We start from the raw sequence: 25,299 nt of genomic DNA on the forward strand, positions 1-25,299 counted from the left end.
GCCCTGATGGTGTTCTTCGTGCTGTGCGTGGCCGGCTTGTGGGGTTTTTATCAGTTGCCGGTAGCGCGCTTTCCAGACATCGCCTTCCCGATGACCACGGTGACGGTGACCCAGCCGGGCGCCTCGCCCAGCCAGCTGGAAACCGAGGTCACCCGCAAGGTCGAGGACTCGGTGGCCACCATCACCAACGTCAAGCGGGTGATGTCGACCGTCAGCGAAGGTATCAGTACCACCAGCATCGAGTTCGAACTGGAAACCGACCTGGCCACGGCACTGGATGACACGCGCGATGCGGTCACCCGGATCCGTACAGACCTGCCGCAAGACATCCAGGAGCCGGTGATCTCCAAGGTCGATATCGGCGGTTCGCTGATGACCTATGCGTTGGTCGCGCCGCAGATGACGGAGGATGAGGCAAGCTGGTTCGTCGACCGGGAAATCTCCCGCGCGATGTATGGCGTGCATGGCGTGGCCCGGGTCACGCGCATCGGCGGTGTCCAGCGCCAGGTGCGGGTGGATCTGGATCCCAATGCCCTGCTCGCCTTTGGCGTCACCGCCGGCGATGTCTCCCAGCAACTGGCGCAGATCCAGGTCGAGCGTGCCGGCGGCAAGGCTGAGCTCGATGGCGCCCTGCAGACCATTCGCACCTTGGGCACCGTCGCCAACGCCCATGCCTTGCGCGACTACTCCATCAGCCTGCCCGATGGCCGTTCGGTCCGGCTCTCGGCCTTGGCCACCGTCACTGACGCCGCGGCCGATCCCACCGAGGCCGCGCTGCTGGATGGCAAGGACGTGGTGGCCTTCTCCATGTCGCGCACGCGCGGCTCCAGTGAGGTCAAGGTCGAAGAAGGTGTTCACCAAGCCTTGGATGAGCTCAAGAAGGCCCACCCCGGCGTGGACTTTCGCCTAGTCACCACAGCGATCGATGAGACCCACCGCTCCTACGACTCGTCGATGACAATGTTGTACGAGGGCGCCTTGCTGGCGCTGCTCGTGGTCTGGGCGTTCCTGCGCGACTGGCGTGCCACGTGGGTGTCGGCTTTGGCCTTGCCGCTGTCCATCATCCCGACGTTCGCGGTGATGTACGCGTTCGGCTTCACCCTCAACATGATCACCCTGCTCGCCCTATCGGTGGTGGTCGGCGTGCTGGTCGATGATGCGATCGTGGAGATCGAGAACATCGTCCGCCACCTACGGATGGGCAAGTCACCAGAGGAAGCGGCCACGGAAGCCGCCGGCGAGATCGGCAATGCGGTCATTGCGACCTCGCTCACCTTGGCGGCCGTGTTCGTGCCGGTGGCCTTCATGCCGGGCATCGCCGGCAAGTTCTTCCGCGAATTCGGCTGGACGGCGGCCACCGCGGTGCTGTTCTCGTTGCTGGTGGCGCGCCTGCTCACGCCGATGATGGCGGCCTATTTGCTCAAGCCCCATGGCGAGGAGAAGCCCGACTCCCGGCTCATGACCTGGTACCTGCGCTGGGTCGATGCCGCCTTGCGCCACCGCGCACGCACGCTCTGGATCGCCACGGGCCTGTTCGTCGCCTCGCTGGCGCTGATCCCCCTGATCCCGGCCACCTTCATTCCCCAGTCCGATTTGGGCCGCAGCAATCTGAGTCTGGAACTGCCACCGGGCACCCGGCTGGAAGAAACGGTGGCCGTGGCCGAGCGCGCACGTGCGTTGCTCAAAGACATGCCCGAGCTCAAGCAGGTCTACACGGCCGCAGGCAGCGTACTGGATCTGGGCGATCCCTCTACCGTCGGCGTGGCCGATCCGCGTAAGGCCACGCTGGTGCTGGACTGGGGCCTGGCCGATGACCGGGACCGTGACCAGCGCGAGTTGGAGCGCGATGCGCGGGCTCGGCTGGCCGACATGCCCGGCGTGCGTGTGAGCTATGTCAGCTCCGAGCCGGGCAACTTGCTGCAACTGGTGCTGTCGGGCGATGACCCGCAGCGCCTGCAGGAAGCCTCGCTGGCCCTGGAGCGCGATCTGCGCGGCCTGTCCGGGCTGGGCAGCGTGACCTCTTCGGCTTCGTTGCTGCGCCCTGAAATCCAGATCGTGCCCAACGCGGCACGTGCGGCCGATATGGGTGTGTCCACCGCGGCGATCGCCGAGGCCGCACGCATCGCCACGGCCGGCGACTACGAGCAGCGTCTGGCCAAGCTCAACCTCCCTGATCGACAGATCCCGATTCGGGTCGGCTTCTCCGAGGCCACCTTGGCCCATCCTGCCCTGATCGGGCAGTTGCGCGTACCGGGCCGTTATGGACCGGTGCCCCTAGCCGCTGTGGCCGACATCCAGATGGGCAGCGGTCCCTCGCAGCTCTCGCGCTATCAGCGCCAGCGCAACGTGACCCTGACCGCCGAACTCAATGGCCGCCCGCTGGGCGAGGTCATGGAGCAGGTGCAGCAGTTGCCCAGCGTCACCCGGTTGCCGCCGGGCGTGAGCTTCCTTAACACCGGCGATGCCGAGGTCTTTGTCGAGTTGTTCGTGGGCTTCTTGCTGGCCATGGCCGCCGGCATCGTGTGCATCTACATGGTGCTGCTGTTGCTGTTCAACCATGCCTTGATGCCTCTGACGATCCTGATTGCGGTGCCACTGTGTGCCGGCGGCGCCTTTGGCGCGCTGCTGTTGACCCAGAACATGCTCTCGCTACCGGCGCTGATCGGCTTGCTGATGCTGATCGGTATCGCGACCAAGAACTCCATTTTGCTGGTCGACTACGCCGTCATCGCCGAAGACGAGCACGGGCTGAGTCAGCACGATGCCTTGATCGACGCCTGCCGCAAGCGTGCACAGCCCATCATCATGACCACCCTGGCCATGGGCGCGGGCATGATGCCGATTGCACTGGGGTTCGCCGGCGACTCCAGCTTCCGGGCTCCCATGGCGATCGCGGTCATCGGCGGCCTGGTCACCTCTACGCTCCTGAGCCTGATCGTCATCCCGGCAGCCTTCACCCTGATTGATGACATGGGCGAATGGCTTTCCCGGCGGTTCCGGGGACGCTCATCTCATCGGGATTCTCAGACGCTGCGTAACTAGTACGAGGCGCATCGTCAAAGTCTAATGAGCTCGACTGTCCGCTTTCGGCCTTGGATTCAACCGATCGACGCAACAGTTTGTCGATATCGCTCTGCCGGTGTCTCGTAGCCGAGTGTCTTGCGTGGTCGTTCGTTGAGCTGGCGTGCAACGGCGTCCAGCTTGGCCTGCGTGACATCGGCCAGATTGATCCCCTTCGGGAAGTACTGCCGCAGTAGGCCGTTAGTGTTCTCGTTGGTACCGCGTTGCCAAGGATGGTGCGGGTCGCAGAAGTAGACCTGGATGTCCGTGGCCAAGGTGAAGCGGCGGTGCGCCGCCATCTCCTTGCCCCGATCCCAGGTCAGCGACCGGTACAGCTGCTTCGGCAGGCGGCGTGCGTTCTTGATCAGTGCATTGACCACGGTCTCGGTGTCCTTGCCTGCCACCTTCACCAGCATCAGATAGCGCGTCTGTCGTTCCACCAGCGTGGCAATCTGACTATTCCGGTCACCGAACAGCAGATCGCCTTCCCAGTGTCCCGGCACGGCCCGATCTTCAGCGCTGGCCGGCCGCTCGCTGATCGAGACGGTGTCGGTGATCCGGCCGTGGTTCTCCGTCTTCTGGGTGTGATGTCGTGATCGACGCATCGCCCGCGTGCGCCTCAGATGGGCGAGCAGTTCCTGCTTCAGCGCCCCGCGCGACTGGATATAGAGCGTGCGATAGATGGTCTCGTGGGACACCTGACGGCTCGCATCATCGGGATAGGTGCGTTTGAGCCAGCCGGCCACCTGCTCAGGCGACCACTGCCGCTGGATCTTCTCTGCCACGCGAGCAGCCAAGGCTCGATGCAGCGCCAGCTTACAGGTCTTGGGGCGCCGCGCTCGGTCCCAGGCAGCCAGGTCGGCTTGGTTGGCGCGGTAGCCTTCAGCGCCCTCGTTGCGCCCGATCTCGCGGCTGACCGTGGATGGCGCCCGTCCCAGCAACGCGGCGATCACGCGGATCGATCGTCCCGCTGCCAGTCCACGGGAGATCTCTTCGCGCTCTGCCAGGCTCAGCACCCTCGGAGATCGCCGCCTCACTGGCGGACGAATGCCGCCGTGCTCGGCCAGGATGCTCCGCACGGAGCTGTGGTGCCGATCGAACAGGGCCGCGATCTGGTGTAGCGACTCGCCCTGCTGCCAGCGATCCCACATCAGTGCCTTCTGGGTGTCGGTGTAGTAGATCCTCTTCCTACGCTCCATCTGCAACACTCCCGCTGCCTATGCAGCTATCCGTGTGTTGCTTCGATCATATGAATCCGCGGCCAGGAGCGGACATCGAATGCTGAGTACGTATAACCGAAAATCGATGTCACATTGATTGAATCGCTATGCTGTGGGGCCAAGACTACGGCAAATTCTTGAGGCTAATGACTGCATACTCGTACGCGCTCTCCACGAGAGGCAGCTGGGTAGTAACGGTGCCGCCCTCTAAGAGCACGCCAGATTTGACAAGGTCATCGTAGAGCCCCGGCCGCAGGTCATGGCGACCGCCAGCAAACTGGCGTCCGCAGCCAACGCATCGGTATTTGTCACCCGAGTCGAGGATGGGATGAGCGAGCCTTCCGCACGAGTTGCAAGTTAGTGAGGAGTTCCTCACGCGCTTAGTGGCTAGTCGGCGAGCGAGCTCCTTTCTCTCTTCGTTCGGATCACGCCCATCTCTGATCGCCATTGCATCTTTAAACAACGTCTTGAAAGCATCCAGCATATCATCCTCACTTTGAAATCCAGATTGCTTGACAGCAGCGCGACGACGCAACTAAGTAGCTCCGCGAATCATCGATCAGATCACTCCAGAGCCTGCACCTGCCTCCAAGCCTCCGCACCAACTACGGTCAAGGATGATAGAGCTTTGTCTCTGTTTTGCGCGATCTCTACCGGTCTCGGCTCATCAGGCTCCGCGGACATGTAGCCGTTGATATGATCTCTGGTTGACGTGATCTGATCGATCAACTTCTGCTGATCTGGGTCTCCAGGAGAAAGCATCAGTGTAATGTTGTTCGCCGCTGTTCTTAGCTCACGATGAAGCCGTCCAAGCTCATCATTCCGTGATTTCTCTTCTAGAGGGGAAGCTGGAACTCGCAAGAGATCTACTAGTTCTTCCGCGTCAGCGAAGTAAGCTGAAACTCTTTCGCGAAGATCCTGTAGCCAACGAAGCCTTTCGGCCGTGACTAGCGAAACCTTCAGCTTGCTGTTCTCTAGTCTGTCTTGACGATCAAGGTTCAACTTGTTTGTTTTGTGCTGTTGAAGGGCCATCAGGCCCACACCCAGCAGGGTGAAGATCCCGGTTGTGATAGCAGTTTCTACCTCAAACATTAGCCAGTCCCCATATGGTTAAAAACGACCCAGTGGCCGAATCACTTACGCGCGCATGAAGAATAATCGCAGTGCCAAGTTCGGCTGGCCATTCCCCTTGGTACGACTGGATCATAGAGCGGCGGGGTCCAGCCAGAAAGCCAATGTTTAGCATGCCAGAGAAGCGTTCGAGGGGCGCAAATCCGGTGGCTAGCTACCCAATGTCGGAGCCCAATCCCGATGGGTCCATCGAGCCAACCCGAGCTGATTTTATCGAGCTTGACCCAACTCGCGTGCGTTGGATGTGTGCTTGAAGGAGTACACGGCGCAAATTGATTCAAGCGAGATGACTGGCCATCCTGTGCTTAGAGGACGAATCAGGTAAAGCGACACTAGAATTCATCAGCGAGGCGTTGCTCCCGAAATGCGCGCACAAATTGCAGCGGGAGACTATGCGACTTGAAGCGCCTATGATATGAAAAACAGGGGGCTAGGATGTCGATCGAAATCGTACTGAAGGAAACGAAGTCCATTGAATCCATGCTTGGCAAGCTTGGCGCCAACGGCCGAGGTTTGCGCGAGAAGGCGGAGAGCATCAAGCACCTTCTAACTGATGGTGCTTTTCGAAACATACGCTTCATGGCAACGGTCAGGAATAAGCTGGTACACGAAGATGGTTTCGACCTCACCGACAAACTAATTAGAGACATTGTTCGCGTTGCTGATTTCATAAAGAGAGAGCTTCACTTCATTCTTAATGAGCCAGGAAGTGTTCGAATGCTAGCTTCTGCTGGGCAGCTGAGGATGGCGGCGCCGCAGGCTGATGCGAGGCCGGAACCCACCGACTTCGTTCGCAACGACCGCCCGGCGGATGCAATCAAGATGCAAACAGGCGAGCAGACCTCACCTCCGATATCAGCTAACAAGAATCCTGGTGCCTCATTCGTCTCGTTCGGCCTTAGTAGGCCTTGGTATAAGCGGTTGTATTTTTGGTTCATTCTTCGTGGCTGGGTGCCCGGAGATTCGAAGGAGGCTCGCGAGGTCGCAGAGACCGTTCTCTTGATCGCGCTCGCTTTGGGCATAGAAGTACTGGCAGAAGAGTACCTCTGATGCGGTCCTCCTTGAACAGCACAGGGCGGCGGCCCAAGTATCTACGCTATCCGCGGTAGATCTGATCAAGTAGAGCTGGCTTTTGTTTGCTCCGCAGAGCGCAAGCGACTCCTCATCCGCCCCGTTGTCCGCTTCCGGCCGCGGATTCATATGATCGATGCAACACACGGGTAGCTGCGTAGGCAGCAGGAGTGTTGCGAATGAAGCGCAGGAAGAGGATCTACTACACCGACACCCAGAAGACGCTGATGTGGGATCGCTGGCAGCAGGGCGAGTCGCTACACCAGATCGCGGCCCTGTTCGATCGGCACCACAGCTCCGTGCGGAGCATCCTGGCTGAGCACGGCGGCATTCGTCCGCCGGTGCGGCGACGATCTCCGAGGGTGCTGAGCCTGGCTGATCGCGAAGAGATCTCCCGTGGACTGGCAGCGGGACGATCGATCCGCGTGATCGCCGCGTTGCTGGGACGGGCGCCATCCACGGTCAGCCGCGAGATCGGGCGCAACGAGGGCGCTGAAGGCTACCGCGCCAACCAAGCCGACCTGGCTGCCTGGGACCGAGCGCGGCGCCCCAAGACCTGTAAGCTGGCGCTGCATCGAGCCTTGGCTGCTCGCGTGGCAGAGAAGATCCAGCGGCAGTGGTCGCCTGAGCAGGTGGCCGGCTGGCTCAAACGCACCTATCCCGATGATGCGAGCCGTCAGGTGTCCCACGAGACCATCTATCGCACGCTCTATATCCAGTCGCGCGGGGCGCTGAAGCAGGAACTGCTCGCCCATCTGAGGCGCACGCGGGCGATGCGTCGATCACGACATCACACCCAGAAGACGGAGAACCACGGCCGGATCACCGACACCGTCTCGATCAGCGAGCGGCCGGCCAGCGCTGAAGATCGGGCCGTGCCGGGACACTGGGAAGGCGATCTGCTGTTCGGTGACCGGAATAGTCAGATTGCCACGCTGGTGGAACGACAGACGCGCTATCTGATGCTGGTGAAGGTGGCAGGCAAGGACACCGAGACCGTGGTCAATGCACTGATCAAGAACGCACGCCGCCTGCCGAAGCAGCTGTACCGGTCGCTGACCTGGGATCGGGGCAAGGAGATGGCGGCGCACCGCCGCTTCACCTTGGCCACGGACATCCAGGTCTACTTCTGCGACCCGCACCATCCTTGGCAACGCGGTACCAACGAGAACACTAACGGCCTACTGCGGCAGTACTTCCCGAAGGGGATCAATCTGGCCGATGTCACGCAGGCCAAGCTGGACGCCGTTGCACGCCAGCTCAACGAACGACCACGCAAGACACTCGGCTACGAGACACCGGCAGAGCGATATCGACAAACTGTTGCGTCGATCGGTTGAATCCAAGGCCAGAAGCGGACATCGGGAAACGGTTGAACTGAGCGGTGCGCAGGCCGTCGCTCGCGCTTCGTACTTTATTTTCCACTCGTCCGCTCAAGCGACTGGCTACGCGACAAGTTCAAGGTGGACCCGCCCAGGCAGCGCAACTTTCTGGCTCAGTAAGGTACGCCCAGGCGCCTCTGCGGCGACCGAGTCAATTGTGTAGCAACTCAATGACATGGAGATTCGATCGGGGTGTTGTTTATTCCACAGGACGCTGAAGCCGAACCCGTGCTCCTCGGGGGCGCTTGTGTGTGTTATCGAGATCCCGTCGGAACCCACAAGGCGTAGAGTGAATCCATCCCTTACCAATGGAAGCTCGCGGATGTCCGCGGCGAGCTCCGCACGTTCCAATGGTGAAGGCCAACGAAACTCCAGCAGATCAGGGTATAGCTCTTCGATGGTCCTACCATCGCCGCGTGGAGTCGCGTCAGTGAGGAACTCGACTCCGATGACTTGGCCGGTCGCCAAGCGCATCTGGTCTACCCATATCCGATGTTCAGTGGTACCGCTGTAATCGTATACACCACCGGTAACCGACAGGTCCGCGAAGTCTTCGTCGTCACGTGAACCGCCAACCCTGACATTGACGATATCGCGACCATCCGTTTCGACTGTTGCTACGGCAGTTCCATCGACAGTGACGCTGAGGAAAGGCATTCTTCACCTGACGCCTGAATTAAGCCGACCAGAGAAGCGGGTTCGGCTTGAATGAATTGTTAGGGGCCATGTCTAGACCCCCATCAGGAAAGGCTTCACTTCTGGATGACACGGTGCCGGGAGTTACTTGAGCTTCGCCAGAGCCAGCAGTTCCTGGACGACGTTGCGCAACAACGGGGCAAGCTTCTCAATGTCCTTGCGATGGGCGGTGTAGAATCTACTGTGAGCAGATTTGTCTCCGACGTCCTTCAAGTCAGGAAGTGCTCTCTTTGCGGCCCTGCTCAAGTTGAATTGTTGATCGGCCAGTATCGTGCTGATCAAGTCCGCTAGGAACAGGAAGTCCCCGCTGCCGTCCTTGATATCGCCAGCACGCCCGTTAGCCTCGTATACCTCGATTATCAACGTCTCCACTAAGCGTCTTACCATGACCGCCGAGGCGTCATACCAGCCGTTCTCATAGCTGCCGTTTATTTGATGCACGATCCGTTCGAGGTAGGGGCGCGTGCCCCGTACCAGCGACAACATGACGATGTTGTCCTCCGCACTAGGGCCACCCTCGTCGGGCGGTGGATTCTTTGCTCGTATTCCGTCACGCAGAAGCCTGACGGACTCCATGGCTGCATCGAAGCCAATAGACACGGAATTAGCCCTTCAGTGGGAGGTACTTCGCCATGCTCTCGAAGATCTTATCGATCTGTTCGGCAGTGCTATCTGGCGATATATGGATCTGGATGTCGACGTGTAGTTTCGGGCTGAAGCCCCGTGGCTGACCCTGACCTTTCTCGCCGTCTCCGCCTTGCCCACTATCCGCGGTGTTGTCGGGCTTACGCCCCACTCGAGCGGTCTCTTTCAGCGATGGGGGCGCCGCACGAGCGCGCGGTGCAGCCTTAGCAGGCGCGCCCGTTGCCTTGGGCTTAGCCGCGTTCTCCTTCCCCTTGGGGTTCTGCTCAAGCAGAAGTAGATACAGTGACGCGATGTTGTTCGCTGCCGACTCGCCAATTCGCAAGTGCTTTGAGAACCAACCCGCTACGTCCCGCAGGGTTGCAGAGGAGTCGTGGTAGAGCTCACGAACCTCTGTTGGATATGTGGACTCCAGCATTTTCTCGCATGCGCCAGCATAGGTGGCATCGTCGCGCCACTCGAAGGCTAAGTCAGTGAGCTTGTTGTCCTTACCGACGAGGCCGAGTGCCTTGAGCGGTGGAATCAGGTTTGCTGCGGATGGCTCGGCGATGCCCAGTGCCGAAGAGAGATAGGACACGGTGACTTCACTCGGAGGCTTTTGCCGAAACCTGTCGCGCAGCGAGAACCAGTTCGCACGCGGAATCTTTGGATAGGACTTCTTCTTGTCATCTGCCATGAAAATGTCTCCGTCGAAGGACGGAACCTCTCCCTGAGGCCCCCGTTCTGGCGGGCTTGTCCCGCCAAATCAGCTATTTAACACAAGGCTGACTCAGAAAATAGGACTGCACTTAGGGGGTTACGCGCGCGCAAAGTCGCGACCGAATGTTCGTCGTAAGCCCTCAAGACGAACAGGCCATGGAGAAGTTCGACGATAAGGCGAAGCAGAGGTTCCTCGAGGTGCTGGAGGACTTTGGCCTAGGCCGGGCCAAGCTATCGCCCCTCGACTGTCTCTCTGGATCCCGCACGCACGCGGTCGTCAATTCCTGTCTCAGGACCGGCGGAGTTACGCCCTTCAGGCTTAGGGATCACTTTGTGATGGGGTAAGCATGGGAGCGGACTCCCTGGCTGGATGGCAGCTATCGGCCAGAAGCGGACATCGACTAACGTCTTACGTCTCTGGACTTCTCTACTGTAGTGGCCGAAAACCCGGCGTGCGACCTATTTATGGGCGCCGGTATTCTGAAACTCGCACTTCAGGAAACGGCCAGTCAATCGCCCGCCTGATCAACGGCGGGGAACCCGACTGCCGGCGCCGTTTCGGCAACACCACCGGCTAAAGGCCGTAGTTCATTGATCAATGTGAGGAACACTTTTCCGGGCTCCTCCACCAGCATTTCGTGGGCCGAGTACTCAAACCAGACCAGCTTCTTTGCCGGCGCTCGGACCCAATCAAACCATTCGGCCGCCACTTGCGCCGACACATTGATATCGTGCCGACCCAGCAGCAAGACGACCGGAACGCGGAGATCTGACAGCGATGACATGGATAGCTCCATGACTTCCGGCATCAGGCGCTCGACCGAAGTGGCCTGTGCTTTCCAGACGTCCCTCAGGTTGTCGTCAGTGTAGTCCGGTGAGAGCGCCATCGCCGCTGCTTCAAAACCAGCATCGGGACGATTGTAGGCGGCGCCACCGAAAGCATTGACCCACTTGCGCTGCATGTAGAGGTCGGCGATCGGCACTGCGACACTACCTTCCGCATAAGGTGCGATGGACTGCAGTTCAGCCACGGCTTCGCTATTACCCCGCTCTCGCGCCTCCCGCATGGCCCATGCCCATCCACGTCGCTCGCTCTCACGCATGTCCACCACCTGCCCCGCTCCTACGTAGGCATACAGCCATTCCGGATGCCGTCGGGCCAGGTCCAAACCCAGCAGACTCCCCCAGCTGTGACCGAGCAGGAATATTCTGTCTTGCCGGGTCTCCGACCTTATCCAGCCAACCAGGGTGTCCAGATCCCGCCGCATCTGCTCGACGCTCAACGTATCGACGGTACTCGGATCGTAGGACTTGCCTGCGCCGCGCTGGTCCCACTGGACTACAGTGAAGTACTCATCCCATCCCTGCGCGAAGTACCAGGATGTGGGCATGGCGACCCAGCCCGGTCCGCCATGGACCACCAAGAGCACCGGATTAGCGCGGTCACGACTCCTTATCGATACCCACTGCTCCACCCCGTTGATACTGAGCGCTTGTAATCGCTCGACTCCGCCTGGAGTCACGATTTTTCTTAGGCCCGCAACAATCTTCACGGCTTCAGTGCGGTTCCAGGGGAATCCCTCAGTAGCTGCGTGAACTGGTGTGGACGCGTACAGGAACGCGACCAGCAACATCAGAAACCACAAGGAACGGCGCACCACGGAGATCTCCCGGTCTTCAACGAAGTTCAATCAGTGGCTTTGCACGCAGAGGACGAAGGGCGCCAAGCCCCTACTGCCGCCCTGATGATATAAGTCGAAAGAGCGACCACGGATCCTCCACACACTTTCCAGCCTCCCGCAGTCTTCGCCCAGAAGCGACAGTATCTGAATCTTCCACGGAAGGCGGCTCCATCCAATGATCCCGAAAGGTCCGCTGTCACCAACGTGACCGCCGACTGTTCATGCATGACACTCCGTACCGATACGTAGTCAATCATGTCTAGTCTCTGCCGACCCGATCTATGCAGTGCCAGATCGTCCTCTTTGCCAAGCACCTCACCCGAGGGGCCCACAAAGATCAGGCCCTCATCGATCAAGTTATCAAGTGCATCCACATCGCCTGCAAGCATCGCGACGCGTAGGTCTTCTTCGTGTTTCCGAATTTCGGTATCCATGGTGACTCCGTGAATTGCTTCGGAGAGAAACAAGTCTTGCGTGATCATCAGAGGCTTCTGCCGTGCTCACGTCTAGTGATCGGCTTCGCACCTTCCTCCTAGCCCGGCCTGCGTTCGGCTGCCAGGCCAATCGCTAAACCGGCGAGCGCGGACCCCATGACATACCTCTGCGCCGCGATCCAACCGGGGCTCCTGGAGAAGAACGCAGCCAACTTTGCGGCAGACAGCACGATGCAGAGATTCACGACGAAACTTATCAGTATCTGCAGCGTACCGAGCTGGATGCTTTGCCAGAGGATTGATCCGTTTCCAGCTGATATGAACTGAGGGAAGACCGCCATGTAGAAGATGGCGATCTTGGGATTCAGAGCATTGGTCATGAATCCCATCAGGAATAGCCGGGCGGGCGACTCGGCCGCCAGTTCGCGGATCTCAAATAACGATCTTCCATTCGGCCTGATTGTTTGCCACGCGAGATAGAGCAGGTAGCCAACGCCCGCCAGCTTGAGGGCTTCATATGCGAAAGGCACTGCGGCGAAAAGTGCCGTCACGCCAATGGCGGCGGCGAGCATGTGCAGCAGAAAGCCCGCAACCACGCCATACAGCGACATCACACCAGCGCGTGTCCCTTGGCAAATCGAGCGGGACACCAAGTAAACCATGTTCGGCCCGGGCGTTAGCACCATCAGTAGCGCTGCGCCGCCAAAGAGTAGCAGTTCGTTCAAGGGGACCATCACTTGATTTTCCTTCCAAACGCGGTTCCGGATCCCGTCAGACGGGAACCGACGCGATGGCCTCCACCTCGAACAGCATGCCGTCCAGCGCCAGACGTGGTACTGGAATTAGAGTGCACGCAGGTTTCTGACCGGGCCCGTAGGCGGCCGTGAGCTCGTCACCCAGTACCTCCAGCCGGGCCTGGCTGTGATCCACGACCAGAACCGTCTGTTTTACTACATGGGAAAGTTCGCCGCCTACAGCGCGCAGAGCAGTCTGCACATTCTCCAACGCCTGTCTGACTTGCACCCGGAAGTCGTCGGCGAGCTTGCCTTGTACGTCCTCGCCTCCTTGGCCTGCGATGAATACTAGCCGGGCCCCAATCGCAGGAAGACCCACGTGCGAGTAGCCATTCGGAGTCGGGTCGTAGAGGCCTTCGGGGTTGAGAAGGGTGGGTAGCGCAACATGGAGGGCGTGGGGGGGCACTGCGTGTGTCTCCGGAACGAAATGGGGGATGAGAGGGCCTGCGCCTATTGGGGGGCGTGCCGCGTGGGTGTCACATCAGGCAGCGATTCCTGACCTTCTCTATTTCTTTACCGACGATCCAGTGGACCGTCGTGTGACGTGCCCGAGTTCTCAGTGCAGCATCAAAGGTTGACTGCGTATCTGAGGCTGAGCCGGCTTCCCTCAGAACGCATTTTCGCCTCAGCTTCGATATAAGCAGCCGCATGCAACGAAGTTCTGCCACGCTTCCAGCTGAGCGACGGGCCGAAGCCGAAGACCCGCTCGCGGCCCGGCCGATCGGCGCCATCGATGCGGTCATTGCTGATCTGCATGAGGACGTACATCGAACCCCCGATGCGCAAGTTCTCGTTTGCCGACCGGGACACTGCCAAGTTCAGGTGTACCGCTTGGCCGGGCTGCGCTCTCGACTTTTCGCCGCCATCAACAAGGGCATGATGCCCATCTACCCACAGGTAGTGAACACGACCACTTATCTCCCACTCGGGTGATGCTTCCCATGTGAACGCATAGTGCGGATTCAACTGCAACGCGCCGCTGCCGAGGTCCATGCGTCCTGGTCGTCCGTGCCGGGCCGTGGGAAGGGTCATGTTGAGATTCAATCGCTGCCAGAAGGAGCGCCCCGACAGCGAAACCGCAGGCCATTGGAGGATGAATGGACTGACGAAGATGTCGCCCGCTCCAGTAGCGTGGATGGCTTCGTCCGTTGGCGGCTTCAACCGGACATGCGTGAAAGGGACGATAACCTCACCGCCCCAGTACGCCCCCAGCACACGATGCTCCGACAGATAGCTGAGCTGCGTGAGCACAGCGACCGAGGTGACCTTGGGCATGCCCTGGAGATGGCGTCCGTTTTCATCGCGCGACGTATTGGCGCGATAGGCCGAGAGTGTCTGCTGGAACATCGCCCCCGGCCCAGCGATGCCATCCTGGAACGTGCTGTCGCCAAGATTGACAGGCGGCAAGGCAACTTCGCATCGTGCCTGCCCGGCCGACAACAGCCAAGCTGCAACCAGCCACATTGCCGCGAGTCGGCGCGCTCCTGTGCTCATCATGCCGCCTCCAGTTGGTGGCGGTACACATAAGCGCTGACAGCGGCCGCCAGCGCGATGGCAACCACAGGTGGGACTACCCACTGCCAGCCCGCGACACCTGCAATGGAACCCGCCACGGCGGGCCCGACTACGATGCCAAGATTGTTTCCTTGGGTCGCCAAGCCGATCGTAGAGCCAAGTAGCGAGTGCCTTGGGGACAAGCGCGGGGCGGCATCGAAGATCACGACGGGGATGAAGGCACCCATGAACGAGAAGAGCACGCAGAGCGCGTAGGCCAGCTCTGCGGGCATGGGTACGAGCAAGATGCCAACACTGCAGAACGCAATCGTGGAGAAGCCTGCCACCAGCAGGCGGGATGCGCGGAAGCCGCGTTGCAGCAGTACGCCGCAGGCGATGCAGCCGACCGCACCGGCGGCGATGGCGATCGCGCTCAGTATTCCTGCCGCCGTGTCGCCCACGCCGAGGCGCTCTCGCAGGATGTCGGGCAGAAAGCCGAACAAGGCGAAGAATGTTGCCGTGTAGGCACAGAACTGGGCTGCCAGGAACCAGGCAGCGGGCGAGCGCAGCGTGTCTCGCAAAGCTCGAAGCAGTCCGTTGTTCCGAACTGGGGATGCTGTACCAACGGTCGGCCGATACGTGCCGACGGCAAGGAGCACAGCGTAGCCAGTAAGCGCCACGGCGTTGATCCACCACAGGCCACGCCAGCCGAGCGTGCCGAGCAGCGGAGCCGCCAGCATGATGATCGCCATTCCGACCGGCATGAACGTGGCCCACGCCGCAAAGGCGCGATGTCTTGATCGTGGCATCGTCGAGGACACCACCATGGTGGGTGCGGCCACAGTCACAGCGAGAAACCCCAGGCCCTCCAGCGCACGCGCCCCCAACAACCACGGCAAACTTGCCGCGAGTGCGCCCAGCCCCGACCCAGCCGCCTGCAGCAGCAGTCCTGCGATGACGGCTTGCCGGGCCTGAACGCGATCCGAGACAGCTCCGATCAGAAGACTTGTCGCGGCACCTACCAAGGCGAATGCCGACAGAACCCAGGACACCGCTCCCAGCTCCACACCCAGGTCGCCCTGCAATGACTGCAGAGCTACCGGAGCCTTGCCCACCTGGAAGGCAGAGAGGATGCCCGCACCGATCACCAGAACCAGCACGCGGTTGTCGTCGGTCAGCCGCGGGTGAGCGGCACTTCCGGTACGTCCGTTATCACTCATGGCGCCGGTGCTGTTTGCACGAGGTTGTGCTTGAGCGCAGCCGCGATCCGGGCGACGTGCCGTCCCTGAAACCTGGCCCCGTCGAGTTCGTTCTCTGACGGCTGACGATCGCTATCACCTTTTCCGCTGGCCAAGGTGGACGCCCCGTAAGGCGTGCCGCCGGTAACCTCGTCCATAAGCAACTGGCCTTTGAACGAGTAGGGCAGGCCTACAATCACCATGCCCAAGTGCAGCATCACGGTGTGGGTGGACTGAAGCGTGGTCTCCTGCCCGCCGTGCTGGCTGCCGGTGGACGTGAACGCGCTGCCCACCTTCCCCACCAACGCATCTCGAAACCAGAGGCCGCCGGTCTGGTCGAGGAAGTTCTTCATCTGAGCGGCCATGTTGCCGTAGCGCGTCGGCGTGCCGATGATGATCGCGTCGTACTCGGGTAGTTCGGCGATGGTCGCGATCGGCGCTTCTTGGTCGATCCTGTAACCGGACTTGACGGCCACGCCCTCCGGAACGAGTTCAGGCACCCGCCTGATCGCGACTTCTGCCCCCACATCGCGGGCACCGTCCGCCACGGCTTTCGCCATGGTTTCGACATGGCCATAGGCCGAGTAGTAGAGCACCAGAATCTTGGGCATGACGACGTCTCCGTGGGTTACGCACACGTTGGCAGTCACGAATGATCTTAGGAAGTGCTAATCTTTTGCCCGTTCTGATCGATGAAATAGATCATGCTAGATGGACTGACGCTCGATCAGTTGCGCGTATTGGTCGCCGTCGCCGAGACGGGGAGCTTCCGCGCTGCGGCCAAGCGCATCCGGCGGGTGCAGTCCGCGGTGAGCCACGCCATCGCCACGCTGGAGGCCCAGTTGGGTGTGGTGCTCTTCGACCGCTCCGCCCGGCGTCCGGAGATGACTCCAGAAGGCCGCGCCCTGCTGACCGACGCAAAAGCGATTCTGCTCAGGGCCGATGCTATGCGCGCCCGTGCACGCGGCATGGGGGAAGGTGTCGAGCTCGGCGTTTCGCTGGTGGTGGACACGCTGTTTCCCTTGAAGGCTGTTGCGTATGCATTGCGGGACCTGCAGAAGGCCTATCCGTCCGTGGCAGTCAATCTACGCACGGCACCTCTTGGCGAGCCACTCGTCGCGCTGCGCGATGGCCGCTGTGCACTGGCCATCACGGTAGGAGAAGAATTCCGTGAGCCGCAGATACAGTTGGAAGCGCTGTCGCCGGTGCCCTTCGTCGTCGTCGTAGCCGCGCATCATCCCTTGGCGAAGCACCCTGATCGATCAGGACCGTTGAATCCGGCCGAGCTGGCGGAACATCTGCAAATCGTGCTGGAAGACACGACGGCCCAGACCGGACGGAAAGACTTTGGAGTCCTTTCGCCCGGGACATGGCGTGTCGCCGGGCAGGACGTCAAGCACGCCATGATCCGCGAAGGGTTGGGTTGGGGAAGATTGCCTTTGTGGGCGGTGGAAGACGATCTGGCGCAAGGCAGGCTCAATCGCCTGGACGTTTCGGCGCTGGGGCGGCACGGGCGCGTGGACCTGGAGGCCTATCTGGCGCATCGCAGTGATCAGACGCTCGGACCTGCTGCGCGCGCGATCCGCTCGGGGCTGCTGTCTTACTTGGCCGTCGCGGGCGCCTGAGGCGTTTCACGTGATTGTCTGCGGCGTTTCCCTCGGCAGACTGGCGATGGCAGAGCTCGCACTTCGTTCTTCTCTAGGCCAGCCGCTTTCGCCATATGCGATCGTCATCGACGCGTTCACCCAACACGAACGTGCAGTGCCCTACCTCTTCGAAACCATGCCTGGTGTAGAAGCGTTTCGCCCGCTGGTTGTGGTCGAACACCGTGAGATACAACTCTTCCGCCCCTCGGTCGCGCGCAGTCGTGATAGCCCATTCCATAAGCGCCTGCGCCACTCCCGATCCATGCCAGTCGGCAAGAACGTATATCTGCTGCAACTCAAGCGAATCGGGGGCGGGCCGTACTGCCGGTGCTCGAAGCGGTGTCAGCTTCGCATAGCCGACCACCTCGCCGTTAGCGATGGCTACCTTCCAGTCGACCTCGGGATTGGAGAAATCCCGGGACATGGCCCCGTCGCAGGCGTAGACCTGTTGGCAGAAGGCGGCGAAGGCCTCCCTCTCATACAGATGCGAGAATGCCTCGGTGAAGATGCGGCGTGCGACTGGCAACAACGTGTTGAGTACCGAGAGGGCGGGTGACGCCAGTGAGAATGAGGTGTCTGCCATGCGCTTCTCGGAACGGGATTCTGTATCGGTATCTGGGCCGATGAGAAATCAAGTGGACAACAGGCCTCTCGGGGCTGGCGCTGCACGAGAGAAGTCGTGAACGGGCAGGCGGATATTCCTCGCTCCGCGGCGCTCATCGCCAACCTTTCCACATCACGCCGATGCATGCGATCGGGGCCAGCGCGATCACAGCCAATAGCCATCGCGCAGCATTGCCAGCGTTGAAGACGCCCATGTCGCCAACATCACCGGCGAGATTGACGACGAGACCCGCCAGGGCCGCTCCGAATGCGGTCGCACAAAGCTGGACGGTCATGATGGAGGCGGAGGCTTGGTCCGCCTGCTCGTGCGTTGTGACCTGCATGATGCGGGCGCAGAAGTGCGGGTACGCCAGCCCTACCCCCATGCCGCTCGCCACCAGCGCACACAGGGTGACCGCGCCTGCCAACGTGCTTTCCGGAGGCATCGGCAGTGCCCCCATGAGCGCGACAAGCGATGCCAGGGAGAGAAAAGGCCCCAGGTGCACTGCCCGATCAAGCCAGTGTCCGCGCAGGCTTGCGCTGGCGATGGCAGCCAGTGTCCATCCTGCCGACATGAGGGCAGCGCTGTACCCCGCCGCCAAGGGTGAGAAGCCCTTCAGATCCTGGAGGAACAAGGGAAGAAAGATCTCGGTACAGGTGACGGTGGCTGCCATGAGCACCGACAGACCGTAGAGTCGCCCGATAGGCGAGCAGCGATGGAATACCCCTTGTGGCAACACACGATGGGGCGACCGCATCTCCAATCGCACGATTGAGTGCACCAAGACCGCCGCCAGTGTGAGGCCGCCCAAGGTCTGCATGATGCTGTCCGCGAGGCCTCCAAAAGATACCGCTACCACCGCAGCGAAGAGCAAGACCAACTGAGGCCAAGGCAGCTTGCTACCTCGGGCGGACCGCAGCACAGCTTCGCGCCGCGGCAAAGCTCTGACGGCCAGGAGCGGGAGCAGCAGGGCGGCGATCGCAACGAACCCGAATGCAGCGCGCCAGTTGCCCATCTCGGCAAACACTCCGCCTGCCGCAGGCCCAAGAAGTGTGGCCATGCCCCAAGTGCTCGATAGCAAAGCCATTGCTCTCGACCACACTGGCTCAGGGTAGACGCGACGGACCAGAGCAAAAGCGAGAGCGAGTAAGAGCCCGCCACCTAGCCCTTGGATGATGCGGCCGGCAAGCATCATCGCCATCGTGGGCGCGAGCGCACAGGCCACTGATCCAACCGCAAAGGTACCCGAGCCCAGCGCATATGCACCACGGGGGCCGACGCTGGCCAGAAGTCGCGACGACAGCGTGGCGCCCAATATGGATGCCGCCACAAACATGGTCGTGTCCCATGCGTAGTACTCGAGCCCGCCTATGTCCTGAACAATCGAGGGCAGGATCGTGGCAGATACGTACAAGTTGACGGCATGCAGCGCCACGCCTGCACATAGGGCGAGAGACACCACGCGGCTTCGGCCCGAAAACAGCGCCCGCCACCCGTTCTCAGGATACTCAAGGCACTCCATGTCCGCCGCGCTCACTGGACGCACAGTCCTGGATGCGGCAGGTGGTCAAGCTTATCGGGGTTCCGGGTGATGAATATGCGGGAAAGTCTTCCGTGGAGGTCGTATGCGAAGCTCACAGAGACCACGACCCGGCCATCGTCGAACAGAAGGATGCCTGCTGTGCCATTGATGCGTGCACTCATCCATCCGGCATAGCACCTCCAGTACTCATGCAGCCGTTCGGCGATAAATGTAAGCACGGCTTCCTTGCCGGCCAGCGACCCCTGCAAGGTGGGCACCTTGCCGCCTCCATCGGCACTGAGTCGGATGTCTTCCGACATCAGTGCCTCAAGCCGCTTCGTCGATCCGGTTCCCACCGCCTCCCTGAAGGCCTCTAGCATTTGTTCCTGGCGGGGCTGGGGTGCGGGCTGTCGAACGACATCGTGGCCGACTTTCGACTTCGCGCGTGATACAAGCTTCCTGCAGGCGGCTTCGGATACGCCGAGCGTAGACGCAACCTCGCTGTAGGGACGGTCGAAGATCTCGTGGAGCAGATAGGCTGCCCGTTCTTTAGGCGCCAGCCGCTCTAGCGTGAGGAGGAAGGCCATCGAAAGGGACGACGATAGTTCCGCCTGCGACTCTGGTGTGTCCGGGCTGGTCATCTGGATGGGCTCTGGCAACCATGATCCGACGTAGTCGGTGCGCGACCTCCTCGCCGCACGCAGCAGATCGATACAGTGCCGAGTACATACCGTCGTCAACCACGCCGCCGGGTTGTCTATGCCCTTCAGATCGAGGCAGTTCCACTTGAGATAGGTGTCTTGGACGGCATCTTCCGCGTCGGAGTACGAGCCAAGTATCCGATAAGCAAGGCCCAGCAAGAATGGACGACGCTCCTCAAGAAGGGCATCAAGGCTTGCAGGCGTCATGTCAATGAGAAGATACCTGGATGCGGTTCCAGAGATTGACCATGGCGATGGTGGCTGTGAGGGCGCTCGCCTCGGTTTCACTGAAGTGCTCGCGAAGGCGCATCCTTGCCGAACCATAATCGCTTTTTGGATCGAGGCTTGTCAGCAACTCGGTCCATGCGAGCGCGGCACGCTCCTTCTCCGTGAAGTCGGATACGTTCTCCCAGACGACAAGCCGATCCAGCCGTTCATTCGTTTCTCCGTCCGCACGCGCTTCCCTTGTATGCATCTTCACGCAATACGCGCAGCTGTTTAACTGAGAAGCCCTCAGGTGAACGAGGTGGTAGATCACACGATCCAGCCCGTGGGCGTCTATGAAGGTGTGGACGTTCTCAAGCGAAGCGAAAACATCCGGAATCGCGGCGAAATGGTTGAAAGCTGTCTTGCTCATGTTGTTTAGGATTTGTCTGGGGAAATATCGAGTATGACGAATCAGGAGAAGCTGTTGTGACGCACCCAGGGTGCGTTCCATCTTGGAGCGCTAAAGCGAAATACCTGAATACCAGCCGCTTCTTATCAGGAAACCTTCCGCATCCCGCATCTCGAGGATTTCCCGGATCGCTTGCGATTTGTCCTCCGCATGGCGGTAGTAAGCCTTCGCGATGAGATATCCCACTCAATAGCCCAGCTCACCCGGATGTTCCTTCGAGCCGCCGCCAGGATGATGTGACGGATGACGCGTCAGGCATGATCCATCGCCACAGGACCGACTCAGGCCGGCCAGTCAAGCCAGTCTCCGGGTGCCAACTCCTGGACGTGGATGGATCGCTTGCTCGCCGCGCGGCGCAGGTTCCCGATCGGATCGGGGACCTCCACGTACTCCTTCATGCCTGTAACCCCGTAATGGATCGGCACAAGGACCTTGGCTCCTAGGATGTCGGCAGCAGCGACGGCCTGTTCGGGGGTCAGTACGCCGGGCTGGTCGCTTGCGGGCTTGCGCCACCCGAAGCGCGCCCCATTCACCGGCAGGAACGCCGCGTCGAAAGGACCGAACTGACGACCAATGCGCCACCAATACCCATGCCACAGCGTGTCGCCACCATGAAAGATGCGCCGCCCGCCTGCCGTAACGACCCACGACACTTGGGTATCGCCATAACCGTCCGCAGCCGGAACAGGCGTCGCAGTGAAGTCGCCCAGCAACTGGGGCTCCCAAAGCGGACTGGGGCGGGCTCGTACGCCCTGAGGTAGCGCCAATGGAGGAATGCCGGTCGGATGTGCCAGCACGCCCCCTCGACGCAGCGCGGATGTCGCTGCCCCTACATCGAAGTGGTCCGAGTGCGAGTGGGTGATCAGCACGCTCGTGTCACCCACTGCGTCGCTCACGGAGACCAGTTTGTCGGGAAGTGCGGCGCCCCAAGCCTCCTGGTTCGTCAGCGGGTCAACGAAAAGGGTCGCGTCCGGAAGTTGCAAACGTATGCCTGCCCAAGCGAGGCGTTGGATGCGCAATACCGCTTGCGACGAGGCCAGGAGCGATGCAGGAAGCAGTGCGGCGGCGGATGCACCTGCAACGCCTAGGAGAAATCGCCTGCGGCTTTCCTCGTCCGGCATCCTAGTCTTGCACCCGCTCATGCGGAAGCACTCGGGGAGGCAAGCGATGCGTCCAAGCTGAAGATGGACTGTGAAACGATTACCTCCAGGTTTCTCTCGTGCCACTCCCGCTCGAAGGCCGTTGGTTGTACCTGCGGCTCTACGCAATCCTCAATCCGAATCGATGCAATCCGGTGCGGAACCTCCGCCGCCGGCCAATCCATGCGAATGCGCACGACGCTCTTCCTGACCCGCTCCAGATAGTGCAATGCGTTGTCGAGCACGGAGGCATCGAAAACACCGATGTGCCCACCCACTATCCTGCTTCTTCCGAACTGGCGGATGCGGCCGATGGCAGCGCGCTGTAGGACCGGATCAGCCTTCGATAGATATACCGTGTTGCCGACGATGTTATCCCCTGCGAACGCGAGATCCGCAGTCGGTACATCAACGCTAAAGTGGTCCATCGTCTTGCCGGGGTTGAACAGAAACCGGAGCTGGTGCTGACCCCAGTGAATGGCCATGTTGTCGAAGACGATGTCGGGCTCCCGGTAGAGCGCTGCGACCGGTCGATTCTGCGAGAGGAATGTGTGGCGATGATGCCGGTGCGCCATGACCAGTGCGTCCGGGAACTGCGTGAGTCCCGCCATGTGGTCGCTCATGAAGTGGGTAGTGGCAGCCAGGCGTACAGTCAGCCCCATCTGGTCGCAGAGCACACCTCGTAGCCAGCGCGCATCTTCTTCGCTTCCAAGCGCGTCGATGAGGAGTACTTCATTGCCATCAATGAAAGCGGTAGCTACGGATTCGTATGCATCGCCCACGAACATCATTACGTCAGTACACAGTTCTTCGATTCGCACGACGGGAACCTTTGTCAGGAGGTCCGCATCGTGGTCAATCGTGGGAGCCGGGACAAACGAGTTATTTTTGACTTTTCGTTACAAAAACTAATGCGATACGATCGCTATACTTTCGTGCCGGAATGCTCGTGAAACGACGCCACACCGCCCCTCTCAATGCCCTGCGAACCTTTGAGGCTGCTGCCCGCCATCTCAGTTTCAGCGGAGCTGCACAGGAATTGTTCGTGACGCCAGCGGCCGTCAGTCACCAGATCAAGCACCTTGAGACCTACCTGGGCACGGCACTTTTTCAGAGGAACCATCGCGCGGTCGCTCTTACACAGGAAGGTCAGGCTTTGGCCGACACCGTGGGAGATTTGCTCGGCCAATTGGATGTGGCGCTCGATCGCGCGATGTCAGGCGCATCTGCTGATTTGCGAGTTACAACAATGGAATCCTTCGCTGCGAAGTGGCTGGCACCGCGACTCCATCGCTTCCATAGAATCCGACCCGATGTCCGGGTGCACGTCGTGACCAGCGACAAGCACGTTGATTTCGTGAAAGAGGGGTTCGATGTTGGAATTCGCTACGGAGCCGGTGGCTATGCGGCCGTCAGCTGCGAGGCCTTGATGGATGCGCAGGCGTTTCCGGTATGCGCACCTTCCCTGCTTTCAAACGACTCCCCTCCGCTTGCCTGCCCGGAAGATCTTCGGCATCACACGCTACTGCACGACGAAAGTTCGCGCGGCCGGCCGGGCGTTCCTTCTTGGCACCACTGGCTGAACATCGCCGGCGCCCGCGACGTAGACGCACGTCGCGGCCCCGTGTTCGCCAGCATCTATCTCGCACAGGAGGCGGCCATTGCCGGACATGGGGTCGCGATGGGCGTTGCACCCTTGGTGGAAGAAGATCTTCGCCAGGGTCGTCTCGTCCGACCCTTTGAACCTATATCGGAAAACGCTTACCGGTTCTGGCTTGTCCGGCAGGCAGGACGGAAGGGCGACGCTACCGTAGAGGCTTTCTGCGCGTGGCTTCACGAGGAAGCCGGGGCATCGACTAGTTGACCGGGAGCCCCCTTGCTGCGAGTTTGCGTTATCACACACCGTTCGGATGGGACCTCAACGCCAGCTCCGACTGCTTTATGTCGGCGATCGGACCAAGAATGGCGGTGTCGAACTCGCGTAGCGACATACCTCGCTGAAGCAATCGCGGCATGTCCGGGTTGGCCAGTGCGCCCCGCCCCATAGCGACGAGATCTACCCCCCAATCAAGCATGGCACTTGCTCGGCCTATGTCGTGGAGGCCGCCGTTGACGATCAATGGCACCGCCGGTGCGTAACGCCTGGCCAGCTCCGCGAGTGTGGCGCTGTTGTACTCGAACGCGGGTTGCCATGCCTGGAACTCGGTGATGTGCAGATAGTCCACGCCTGCATCGGCCAGGGCTGCGAACACGACTTCGGCATCGCTCTCGCCACCGCTCCACTTCGCATGGAAGTCATTGACCTTGCCTTGTGAGATTCGGATGCCCACCGGCGCTCGACCGGCCACGGCTTGCTTGACGCGTTGGATGACTGCCACCAGAAGTCTCATGCGCTCACTCACACCGCCACCCCACCGGTCGGTACGCTGGTTGGTGGTGGAGGTCAGGAACTGATCGAGCAGATAGCCGTTGGCCCCGTGGATCTCGATAGCATCGAATCCGGCTAGCGTAACCGCGCGTCGCGCGCTCTTCGCGAAACCAACGATGACATCCTCGATCTCCTCCTCCGTGATCTGCCGAGGCAGTTCATAGGCGCCCTGGCCGTAGTAGAACGCCATCTGTTGGCCCTTTGGCTGTATGGCCGATGGCGCAACAGCATGTGCACGGAAGCGGTTGCCTTGGCTCAGTGCGCCGGCATGCATCAGTTGGGCGACGATCCGGGCGCCGTTCGCCTGCGCGGCGGCGGTGATTGGCGCCCATGCGCTTGCCTGGCCGTCCTCCGCGAGACCGGGCTGATTGAGGTAGCCCTGCGCGAAAGCCGTGTCGGTGTAGAGGCCTTCGCTGATCAAGAGGCCGAAGCCACCTTTGGCAAAACCCTCGTAGTAACGCGCCATCGTCCCGGTCGGCAGGCCTTCCGGAGTAGCGGTGACGCGGGTCATAGGCGCCACGGCCAGACGATTGCGCAGCCTGAGCTGGCCGAGAGCGTGTGGGCTGAGCAGCGCACTGGGGGTGGGCGTATTCAGCAGGGCATGGGCGACGGCGCTCATGCTTCGGCCTTTATCTTCTTGGCCGCAGCAATCGCTTCGATCTCGATCATGGCATTGGGGTCATACAAGGCCTTGATCTCGGCAATGGTGTCTGCAGGATACGGCGCCGAGAAGAACTCCCGCCGCAGCTGCACAACGTCCTGGAAATGGCCCATGTCGGTGACAAAGATGGTGACCTTGATGACGTCATGCAGGCTCGAGCCTCCGGCCTCCAGTGCACGGGCCAGATTGGAGAAGGCTTGGCGGCCCTGAGTCAGAAAATCACCTGGAACGATCTTCCCGTCTTGGCCTCCGGCGGCCTGACCGGAGATGAAGAGCAGATCGCCGAAGCGGATGCCTTGGGAGAGCAGATAGGGGGCGTAGTGGTCCGGCTCGGTGGTGATGTGTTCGCGCATGTTCGGTTCCTTGGTGGTAGCAAGTC

General features: G+C 60.8%; 26 protein-coding genes. 6 read left to right on the forward strand and 20 right to left on the reverse strand.

The window, feature by feature from the left end; genetic code table 11:
* Window positions 1–6 precede the first annotated feature (6 nt).
* Window positions 7–3,042: an efflux RND transporter permease subunit gene (locus ACSQ1W_RS18240; protein ID WP_436046246.1), complete on the forward strand. Its 3,036-nt coding sequence runs from the start codon at window positions 7–9 to the stop codon at window positions 3,040–3,042.
* Between the two features lie 56 nt (window positions 3,043–3,098).
* Here the strand turns inward: ACSQ1W_RS18240 and ACSQ1W_RS18245 are convergent, their stop codons facing one another.
* A complete protein-coding gene (locus tag ACSQ1W_RS18245) occupies window positions 3,099–4,259 on the reverse strand; it encodes an IS30 family transposase (RefSeq protein WP_436045207.1) in 1,161 nt (386 codons plus the stop codon).
* Between the two features lie 585 nt (window positions 4,260–4,844).
* Entirely contained in the window at window positions 4,845–5,372 is a 528-nt protein-coding gene (locus ACSQ1W_RS18250) for a hypothetical protein (RefSeq protein ID WP_436045209.1), read from the reverse strand.
* Window positions 5,373–5,846: 474 nt separating this feature from the next.
* On the opposite strand from ACSQ1W_RS18250, the gene ACSQ1W_RS18255 reads away from it, so the two are divergent.
* Window positions 5,847–6,461 carry a hypothetical protein gene (locus ACSQ1W_RS18255; protein WP_436045211.1) on the forward strand — a complete coding sequence of 205 codons (615 nt, stop codon included), beginning with the start codon at window positions 5,847–5,849 and terminating at the stop codon, window positions 6,459–6,461.
* A 200-nt stretch (window positions 6,462–6,661) separates the two neighbouring features.
* On the forward strand, window positions 6,662–7,822 hold the full coding sequence (locus ACSQ1W_RS18260; RefSeq protein WP_436045212.1) for an IS30 family transposase: 1,161 nt from the start codon (window positions 6,662–6,664) through the stop codon (window positions 7,820–7,822).
* 105 nt (window positions 7,823–7,927) lie between these two features.
* Here the strand turns inward: ACSQ1W_RS18260 and ACSQ1W_RS18265 are convergent, their stop codons facing one another.
* The 3 genes from ACSQ1W_RS18265 to ACSQ1W_RS18275 all read right to left on the reverse strand — a co-directional run bounded on the left by ACSQ1W_RS18265 (window position 7,928) and on the right by ACSQ1W_RS18275 (window position 9,878).
* Window positions 7,928–8,521 carry a hypothetical protein gene (locus tag ACSQ1W_RS18265; RefSeq protein ID WP_436045213.1) on the reverse strand — a complete coding sequence of 198 codons (594 nt, stop codon included), beginning with the start codon at window positions 8,519–8,521 and terminating at the stop codon, window positions 7,928–7,930.
* 123 nt (window positions 8,522–8,644) lie between these two features.
* On the reverse strand, window positions 8,645–9,136 hold the full coding sequence (locus ACSQ1W_RS18270; protein WP_436045214.1) for a DUF4145 domain-containing protein: 492 nt from the start codon (window positions 9,134–9,136) through the stop codon (window positions 8,645–8,647).
* Window positions 9,137–9,164: 28 nt separating this feature from the next.
* A complete protein-coding gene (locus tag ACSQ1W_RS18275) occupies window positions 9,165–9,878 on the reverse strand; it encodes a DUF5343 domain-containing protein (RefSeq protein ID WP_436045216.1) in 714 nt (237 codons plus the stop codon).
* A gap of 179 nt (window positions 9,879–10,057) precedes the next feature.
* On the opposite strand from ACSQ1W_RS18275, the gene ACSQ1W_RS18280 reads away from it, so the two are divergent.
* Window positions 10,058–10,246, forward strand: coding sequence for a hypothetical protein (locus ACSQ1W_RS18280; protein WP_436045218.1), 189 nt, complete (start codon window positions 10,058–10,060; stop codon window positions 10,244–10,246).
* Window positions 10,247–10,410: 164 nt separating this feature from the next.
* Here ACSQ1W_RS18280 and ACSQ1W_RS18285 read toward each other — a convergent pair whose 3' ends face one another.
* From ACSQ1W_RS18285 to wrbA, 7 genes are all read right to left on the reverse strand, one after another.
* Window positions 10,411–11,592, reverse strand: coding sequence for an alpha/beta fold hydrolase (locus ACSQ1W_RS18285; protein ID WP_436045220.1), 1,182 nt, complete (start codon window positions 11,590–11,592; stop codon window positions 10,411–10,413).
* A complete protein-coding gene (locus ACSQ1W_RS18290; protein WP_436045221.1) occupies window positions 11,589–12,065 on the reverse strand; it encodes a nuclear transport factor 2 family protein in 477 nt (158 codons plus the stop codon). The genes ACSQ1W_RS18285 and ACSQ1W_RS18290 overlap by 4 nt, the downstream gene beginning before the upstream one ends.
* A gap of 50 nt (window positions 12,066–12,115) precedes the next feature.
* Window positions 12,116–12,751 (reverse strand): LysE family translocator, encoded by a 636-nt coding sequence (locus ACSQ1W_RS18295; protein WP_436045223.1) that lies wholly within the window; start codon window positions 12,749–12,751, stop codon window positions 12,116–12,118.
* Window positions 12,752–12,788: 37 nt separating this feature from the next.
* A complete protein-coding gene (locus tag ACSQ1W_RS18300) occupies window positions 12,789–13,217 on the reverse strand; it encodes a RidA family protein (RefSeq protein WP_436045225.1) in 429 nt (142 codons plus the stop codon).
* Between the two features lie 161 nt (window positions 13,218–13,378).
* The gene (locus ACSQ1W_RS18305) at window positions 13,379–14,308 is read right to left on the reverse strand and encodes a SphA family protein (protein ID WP_436045227.1); all 930 of its coding nucleotides are present in this window, start codon (window positions 14,306–14,308) and stop codon (window positions 13,379–13,381) included.
* Window positions 14,305–15,525, reverse strand: coding sequence for an MFS transporter (locus ACSQ1W_RS18310; RefSeq protein ID WP_436045229.1), 1,221 nt, complete (start codon window positions 15,523–15,525; stop codon window positions 14,305–14,307). Before ACSQ1W_RS18310 ends, ACSQ1W_RS18305 begins: the two co-directional genes overlap by 4 nt.
* Window positions 15,522–16,154: an NAD(P)H:quinone oxidoreductase gene (gene wrbA, locus ACSQ1W_RS18315; protein ID WP_436045231.1), complete on the reverse strand. Its 633-nt coding sequence runs from the start codon at window positions 16,152–16,154 to the stop codon at window positions 15,522–15,524. Before wrbA ends, ACSQ1W_RS18310 begins: the two co-directional genes overlap by 4 nt.
* A 93-nt stretch (window positions 16,155–16,247) precedes the next feature.
* Here wrbA and ACSQ1W_RS18320 point away from each other — a divergent pair, with 93 nt between their 5' ends.
* Complete coding sequence (locus ACSQ1W_RS18320) at window positions 16,248–17,168, forward strand: LysR family transcriptional regulator (protein WP_436045233.1); 921 nt, start codon at window positions 16,248–16,250, stop codon at window positions 17,166–17,168.
* A gap of 73 nt (window positions 17,169–17,241) precedes the next feature.
* Here the strand turns inward: ACSQ1W_RS18320 and ACSQ1W_RS18325 are convergent, their stop codons facing one another.
* From ACSQ1W_RS18325 to ACSQ1W_RS18350, 6 genes are all read right to left on the reverse strand, one after another.
* A complete protein-coding gene (locus ACSQ1W_RS18325) occupies window positions 17,242–17,772 on the reverse strand; it encodes an N-acetyltransferase family protein (protein WP_436045235.1) in 531 nt (176 codons plus the stop codon).
* Between the two features lie 133 nt (window positions 17,773–17,905).
* A complete protein-coding gene (locus ACSQ1W_RS18330; protein WP_436045237.1) occupies window positions 17,906–19,228 on the reverse strand; it encodes an MFS transporter in 1,323 nt (440 codons plus the stop codon).
* 98 nt (window positions 19,229–19,326) lie between these two features.
* Entirely contained in the window at window positions 19,327–20,223 is an 897-nt protein-coding gene (sigJ, locus tag ACSQ1W_RS18335) for an RNA polymerase sigma factor SigJ (protein WP_436045239.1), read from the reverse strand.
* Window position 20,224: 1 nt separating this feature from the next.
* Window positions 20,225–20,653 (reverse strand): carboxymuconolactone decarboxylase family protein, encoded by a 429-nt coding sequence (locus tag ACSQ1W_RS18340; protein WP_436045241.1) that lies wholly within the window; start codon window positions 20,651–20,653, stop codon window positions 20,225–20,227.
* A gap of 320 nt (window positions 20,654–20,973) precedes the next feature.
* Complete coding sequence (locus ACSQ1W_RS18345) at window positions 20,974–21,813, reverse strand: MBL fold metallo-hydrolase (RefSeq protein WP_436045242.1); 840 nt, start codon at window positions 21,811–21,813, stop codon at window positions 20,974–20,976.
* Window positions 21,814–21,830: 17 nt separating this feature from the next.
* The gene (locus ACSQ1W_RS18350) at window positions 21,831–22,652 is read right to left on the reverse strand and encodes an MBL fold metallo-hydrolase (protein WP_436045243.1); all 822 of its coding nucleotides are present in this window, start codon (window positions 22,650–22,652) and stop codon (window positions 21,831–21,833) included.
* 128 nt (window positions 22,653–22,780) lie between these two features.
* Between ACSQ1W_RS18350 and gcvA the strand changes: the two genes are divergently transcribed.
* The gene (gcvA, locus tag ACSQ1W_RS18355) at window positions 22,781–23,695 is read left to right on the forward strand and encodes a transcriptional regulator GcvA (protein WP_436045245.1); all 915 of its coding nucleotides are present in this window, start codon (window positions 22,781–22,783) and stop codon (window positions 23,693–23,695) included.
* 31 nt (window positions 23,696–23,726) lie between these two features.
* On the opposite strand, the gene ACSQ1W_RS18360 is transcribed toward gcvA, so the two are convergent.
* Together ACSQ1W_RS18360 and ACSQ1W_RS18365 are read right to left on the reverse strand one after the other, a co-directional pair.
* Window positions 23,727–24,878 carry an NADH:flavin oxidoreductase gene (locus ACSQ1W_RS18360; RefSeq protein ID WP_436045247.1) on the reverse strand — a complete coding sequence of 384 codons (1,152 nt, stop codon included), beginning with the start codon at window positions 24,876–24,878 and terminating at the stop codon, window positions 23,727–23,729.
* Window positions 24,875–25,273 carry a RidA family protein gene (locus ACSQ1W_RS18365; RefSeq protein ID WP_436045249.1) on the reverse strand — a complete coding sequence of 133 codons (399 nt, stop codon included), beginning with the start codon at window positions 25,271–25,273 and terminating at the stop codon, window positions 24,875–24,877. The genes ACSQ1W_RS18360 and ACSQ1W_RS18365 overlap by 4 nt, the downstream gene beginning before the upstream one ends.
* Window positions 25,274–25,299 lie beyond the last annotated feature (26 nt).

The organism is Pseudoxanthomonas sp. LjRoot143 (assembly GCF_964252945.1).
In the GTDB taxonomy this organism is placed as follows: Bacteria; Pseudomonadota; Gammaproteobacteria; order Xanthomonadales; family Xanthomonadaceae; genus Pseudoxanthomonas_A.